Origin of the sequence: Paraburkholderia fungorum (genome assembly GCF_046026025.1) — a bacterium.
GTDB classification, from domain to species: Bacteria; Pseudomonadota; Gammaproteobacteria; order Burkholderiales; family Burkholderiaceae; genus Paraburkholderia; species Paraburkholderia fungorum_E.
Genome location: NZ_JAQQFL010000096.1, coordinates 1 through 1,170, shown reverse-complemented (window position 1 = coordinate 1,170; position 1,170 = coordinate 1). Strand labels below are relative to the sequence as shown.

The following is a 1,170-nucleotide window of genomic DNA, read 5'->3' as shown; positions in this document are numbered from 1 at the left end:
CGATTCGCTCGCCGGCTGCCATCCTGAAGACGCGTTGCTATCGAAGCTGCTGTCGAACTGCCCCAGATAGTTGAAGACGACCTGCGCCGGGGCGATGCCCGACAGCGCGGCGCGATCCTCCTCAACGCCGAAGTGACGCAGTGCACCGAAGCCCAGCCCCCGTGCCGGAATCGCTCGTAGCGCTTCCTTGACCCGGCAGATGGCCTCGCCCGTCTCACCCTGCGGTGCGAGCCGCACCGGAAACAGCGTCGTGAACCAGCCGCAGGTGCGGCTCACGTCGATGTCGTCGAATACGTCTTCGCGGCCATGCCCTTCCACGTCGATACGGATCGCCTCGCGCTTCGTCCAGCCGCACAGTGCCCGCCCCAGCGCAACCAGCAGCAGATCGTTGACCTGCGTGCGATACGCCGACGGTGCGTCCTTCAGCAACTGGCGTGTCGTCGCCGCATCGAGCGTAACCGTGCGTTGCCGTGCGCTCGCCTGGGTGTTGTCGCCCTGCTCATGATCCAGCGGGATAGCCGCGGGCGTCTCGCCAATCCGCTGCCAGTAGTCGCGCGTTTCACGGACCGCTTTGGTGCGTGCGTATTCCTGCAGACGCATCGACCATGCACCATAGGACGCGGTCTTCTCCGGCAACGCGGGTGTGGCGCCGGACCGGATCTGTTCATAGGCCGCTTGCAGGTCCTCGAGCAACACGCGCCATGAAACGCCATCCACGGCCAGGTGATGAATCGCCAGCAACAGGCGCGCCGTGCCATCCGCCAGTCTGATCGACATGGCTCGCAGCAACGGACCGTGCGTGAGATTCAGGCTCTGTTGTGCTTCGTCGCAGATCGCTTCGATCTCACCGCTTGCCGATGCATTGCGTGTCCACAGCAGTTGCGCGGATTCGGATGCGGCGTACGTCTGCGTCCATTCTCCATTCGTGGATGGTTCGAAGCGCAGACGTAGTGCGTCGTGATGCGCGACCAGCGCATGCAGCGCCGCTTCAAGCGCCGGCTCATCCAGCGCTTCGCCGCTTTGCAGCAGCAACGCCTGATTCCAGTGATGGCGGTTCGGCGCGTGTTGTGCGAAGAACCCGGCCTGGATCGGCAGCAGCGGCACCTCGCCCGCCAGCGTCTCCCTGCTCGCCGGATTCGCCTGAGCGTCCAGTGTTTCCGCCACCGCCGC

The 1,170-nt window shown here is 65.0% G+C and carries 1 protein-coding gene; it reads right to left on the bottom strand.

Annotation, left to right across the window (positions count from 1 at the left end):
* Nucleotides 1-1,170 (bottom strand): condensation domain-containing protein (locus PQR67_RS38155; RefSeq protein ID WP_408467946.1); only part of this gene is annotated, 1,170 nt, incomplete at both ends.